Source organism: Spirosoma sp. (assembly GCF_048594605.1).
GTDB lineage: Bacteria > Bacteroidota > Bacteroidia > Cytophagales > Spirosomataceae > Spirosoma.
The window spans coordinates 1-4,814 of the sequence record NZ_JBMDWV010000365.1; the positions used below are offsets into that span (position 1 = coordinate 1).

Below are 4,814 nucleotides of genomic sequence, written 5' to 3' on the forward strand. Positions count from 1 at the left end.
TGATCACCCGATACAGTAAATCCCTTGTATTGATCGTCAGGCTTAATCCCTTCAGTTTGATGTCCGATAAACTATCAATAAACGTACTCCGGCGGTCTGTTTCCCGCTGAACAGTATCAGCAATGGTCAATAGATCCTCAAATGATAGTAAGCGAATATGCTGGGAAAGCGTCATGTAAGTCAGGCGGGAGTGATACTAGGATTCCATTTTTTAGTAGCAATATTACTAAACAAAACTCAATTATCGAGCCCTTTCGATCCACCCAAACTAACCCGCGAAGCCGCACGCTACCTTTTACTTAAAATCAATGATACGTATTGATAATCAACAGGCTATGTAATACATCAAAAAATTATACTATTTACTTATAACACAGAGACCATTGAAATAACACAGGATGATGGGAACTCTAGTACAATTATTAATTAATCCGTCTCCCGTACGATACATATATAGACGAACTACCTTAAGAATCTACCATAAAAATTTTTAAGTACACTACGTATCAGCCAGCGTCGACGTAGTAAACAAAGTAATTTGCATTCCATCAGGTGCTTCAACCCTTGCTACTTCGCTCCAGGGTGCCGTTGTGGAGGGTGCTACTTCTACGGCACCACCGTCGAGCCAGCTTTCTGCTGCTGATGTGATCGGCTCATTTACGCGCAAGGCTAACCGGACGGGGCCAGCTACCCGTTTGCCAACTTCTATTTGGTCGATTCGTTCAGCATGTTTTTTATCAATCAACTCAAGCGAAGCCCGGCCTGCATCCAGAATAATTCCATTACCGGCTTCCTCATGCCACTCTTTCGACGTTTCCAGCCCCACCGTGTCCCGGTAGAAACGAATAAGTTCATCCAGATTATCAACGGTAAGAATAATACGTAGTTCCTTCACTGTGGTTTTCATAATCAGTTATTTTGGTAGCTGCGTTACGTTAAATAGATAATAATCTTCCCGCGTTATCGCCCCTTCAAACTTTTTCGTGCAGGTAAACAGGTAGTTTCCCTCGGGCGTGTGTAGCGTGTCGGTGTGGCCTATGTCCGGGACGGGTAAGAAATGGTAGCCCATAATCAGTAAGGCTGGCGCGTGTTTTTTCTGAAAATCCAGATAACGGGAATACGTAACAGAATCGGGCTGCGCATTCAGGCTATCATTCCAACTCTTATGACTAAACAGAACGTAAGACCCGTATTTTTGGGTTTCAAGGCCATAAACCGGCTTTTGTAAGTACCATCTTACACCCGTCAGAACATCCTGAAACACCCCCGCTACGGCTACATCAGCCGAATAATTATTTTTAATGTAATCTGCTACGTTTCTCGAATTAGAGAAAGGATACCGGGTATCCCGATAATACGCATTGATCCCGGCAATCAGCTGAATCAGCAGAACCAGAATACCAAAATAGCCAACGGAAATAATGTTTCTTCCGGTTAGACGCGTTCGGTTTCCCTGAATCCAGAAAGCCGCTATCAACGCTATGGTATAATGGCCGAAATGCCGAAAATTGCCTCGTGGCTTCAGATACGTAAAAACAAAAATAAAGGTGATACAGGCGACTAACACAACAAAAGCACCTTTGTCTTTAGGCATTGAAAAAAAGGCAACTGCAAGCAACAGAAGACCTAAAGGTATTTTTATGGCCAGCCCAAATGGCACATACGAGTAGTTCCAGAAGTAATATTCATCAAGCCCCGTTAATGGCAAAAAGCCGTGGGCAATACCGGCCAGGGCAAACCATACGGTACCTATATCAAATTTATCAACCCAAACAGTAATGATACTCGAATCGGGGGGCGGAACAGAGAGTGAGGTCAGATAAAGCCCCGTTAAAATAACGAGTGCCGAACCAATCTGCCGAGTCGTTAAGGGCCAGCAGGGTTTATGGGAGAGTTCTTCGAATAAAAGACCAACTGATAATCCTAAGCCAATCAAACAGGCGAAGGCATTTGCCTGCATCAACAGGAAAATAAGTATACTGATCTTTACCAGGTTTTTCCGCCGGTCTTTCCATAGGACACAGATCAGGCAAATGAGTAAAGTTCCTACCTGGTAGTTACGGGCAATGGCTCCGTATTCGTACAGAAAGAAATAGCTGAAGAGAATCAGAACTTTTTCCAGGATGGAGAATGGACTTCGAAAAATAATCAGGTAGGCCGTTATCAGCACAAGCCCCGTGTGTAAAACCTGAACCGCCACTGGGTTATTGGTTATTTTGGCAAGTGGCCAGAGCATCAAAAACCAAAGCATGGGATGCCCCTCGTAGCGGGTATTCTGAAACAGCTCGGTCAGCGTAGACGAACTTGCGGCAATACCCCATGCCTGCAATTCGTCGCGCCACATTTCATGATGCCAGACAAGAAAAGAAATGGCAATCCCATAGGTGATAAATAGTACCCAGTTGAACTGCTTTTGGAAGTAATCTGCCATTCACCGCGCGATTGGTCGGTGTAAGATATAAAACCAATCCTATAATCACCTCTATTACAGCTAACTATTCATAAGAATGACAATAAATATGGATACACGTGTCTTCGTTAATAATTAATCTTACAAAAAATGTAAGGATTCATTTCGTTATATACCTTATCAATAATTAAGTAACTATGGTATCTATACGTAGCGTGCTCTATTTTGTTCACATGCTCAGCACGGAAACCAGATCAGCAGTTATTGCATAAAAAAGCCCCGCTAAGTTTCCTCAGCGGGGCTATACACTTTCTTATTGATTACTTCACTTCTTCGTACGGTACGTCCGAAACGTTGTCGCCAGTTGGCTGACCTTGTCCTGGATTGGCATTGCCACCGTCAAACCCAGCTCCTCCATCGGCGGGGTTAGCTCCAGCACCGTTGGTCGCGTTGTACAGTTCCTGAGAAGCCGTCGCCCAGGCTTGGTTCAGTCCTTCGAGCGCAGTATCGATAGCCGCTACGTCGCGTGAACCATGAGCCGTGCGTAAGTTGGCCAATGCGCCTTCGATGGCGGTCTTGTTACCTTCCGATAATTTGTCGCCGTAGTCTTTCAACTGCTTCTCGGTCTGGAAGATCATTGAGTCCGCCTGGTTGACTTTCTCGATTTTCTCACGTTCCGCTTTATCGTTCGCTTCGTTCGCTTTGGCTTCTTCACGCATCCGGTTAATTTCGGTTTCGGTCAGACCACTCGACGCTTCAATCCGGATTTTCTGCTCTTTACCCGTGCCTTTATCTTTTGCCGTTACGTGCAGAATACCGTTGGCATCTACGTCGAACGTTACCTCGATCTGTGGTACGCCCCGTGGAGCTGGCGGAATATCTGACAGGATAAACCGGCCCAACTGACGGTTCTGAGCGGCCATTGGGCGCTCACCCTGCAGTACGTTGATTTCTACGCTAGGCTGATTATCCGATGCCGTCGAATACACTTCAACTTTCTTGCTCGGAATCGTCGTGTTGGCTTCAACCATTTTGGTGAATACGCCACCCATTGTTTCGATACCCAGCGAAAGCGGTATAACGTCGAGCAACAGTACGTCTTTTACCTCACCCGTTAACACACCACCCTGAATAGCCGCGCCAATAGCAACAGCTTCATCGGGGTTGACAGCTTTAGATGGTTTTTTGCCGAACAGTTTCTCAACCTCTTCCTGCACTTTCGGAATCCGGGTTGAGCCACCCACCAGAATCACTTCGTCAATCTGGCCAGCCGACATGCCCGCATTTTTCAACGCACGGCGGCAAGGCTCCAGGCTCCGCTGAATCAGCGAATCAGCCAATTGCTCAAATTTAGCGCGGCTGAGCGAACGTACCAGGTGTTTCGGGATGCCGTTCACCGGCATAATGTATGGCAGATTAATTTCTGTCGAGTTCGAGCTTGATAATTCAATCTTCGCTTTCTCAGCTGCTTCTTTCAGGCGTTGCAGTGCCATCGGGTCCTGACGCAGGTCGATACCTTCATCATTCTTAAACTCATCGGCAAGCCAGTTGATAATCACCTGGTCGAAGTCATCACCACCGAGGTGCGTATCACCATCCGTCGATTTTACTTCAAAAACCCCGTCGCCGAGTTCCAGAATCGAGATATCGAACGTACCACCCCCTAAGTCAAAGACGGCAATCTTCTGATCATGGTTGGTTTTGTCCAGACCATAAGCTAATGCAGCTGCGGTAGGCTCGTTGATGATACGTTTCACATCGAGACCTGCGATCTGACCTGCTTCTTTCGTTGCCTGACGTTCAGCATCGTTAAAATAAGCCGGAACCGTAATAACGGCTTCCGTCACGGTTTGACCCAGGTAATCTTCAGCAGTCTGCTTCATTTTTTGAAGAATCAGCGCTGAAATTTCCTGTGGTGTATATTGACGATCTCCGATTTTAACGCGTGGCGTGCCATTCGGACCGTTCTCTACGTCGTAAGCGACGTTCTTGGTTTCGTTCGTTACCTCGTTAAAGCGCTTACCCATGAACCGCTTAATGGAGGAGATTGTATTTTTCGGGTTGGTGATGGCCTGGCGTTTAGCAGGTGCTCCTACTTTACGTTCGCCGTTGCCGTTATCCATAAATGCGACCACCGACGGCGTCGTCCGTGCTCCTTCGGAGTTGGGGATCACGACCGGCTCGTTGCCTTCCATCACGGCCACGCACGAGTTTGTGGTGCCTAAGTCAATACCAATAATCTTTCCCATAATATGGTTTAGTTGCTTGTTTTCTGTGTCAAATACTGTCAGACATCCTTCATCTAACAATACAAATGCCAGCCAGAACAATTGCGCGCAAAGCTGTCAGATTGACAGGAACAGGGGATACATTGGCCAGATTGGCTGGCATCAACACGTACCCT

3 protein-coding genes are annotated in these 4,814 nt (G+C 46.5%); all 3 read right to left on the reverse strand.

Annotation, left to right across the window (positions count from 1 at the left end; all coding sequences use genetic code 11):
- Positions 1-499: 499 nt before the first annotated feature.
- The 3 genes from ACOJS8_RS22820 to dnaK all read right to left on the reverse strand — a co-directional run bounded on the left by ACOJS8_RS22820 (position 500) and on the right by dnaK (position 4,659).
- Positions 500-907 carry a VOC family protein gene (locus ACOJS8_RS22820; protein WP_420150870.1) on the reverse strand — a complete coding sequence of 136 codons (408 nt, stop codon included), beginning with the start codon at positions 905-907 and terminating at the stop codon, positions 500-502.
- A gap of 6 nt (positions 908-913) precedes the next feature.
- Complete coding sequence (locus ACOJS8_RS22825; RefSeq protein WP_420150871.1) at positions 914-2,431, reverse strand: hypothetical protein; 1,518 nt, start codon at positions 2,429-2,431, stop codon at positions 914-916.
- Between the two features lie 299 nt (positions 2,432-2,730).
- Positions 2,731-4,659 (reverse strand): molecular chaperone DnaK, encoded by a 1,929-nt coding sequence (gene dnaK, locus ACOJS8_RS22830; RefSeq protein ID WP_420150872.1) that lies wholly within the window; start codon positions 4,657-4,659, stop codon positions 2,731-2,733.
- Positions 4,660-4,814: the final 155 nt, after the last annotated feature.

What these genes read in the sequence shown, in the direction of transcription:
- ACOJS8_RS22820 (WP_420150870.1), bottom strand. Translation starts at nt 907, where the DNA reads ATGAAAACCACAGTGAAGGAACTACGTATTATTCTTACCGTTGATAAT.
- ACOJS8_RS22825 (WP_420150871.1), bottom strand. Translation starts at nt 2,431, where the DNA reads ATGGCAGATTACTTCCAAAAGCAGTTCAACTGGGTACTATTTATCACC.
- dnaK (WP_420150872.1), bottom strand. Translation starts at nt 4,659, where the DNA reads ATGGGAAAGATTATTGGTATTGACTTAGGCACCACAAACTCGTGCGTG.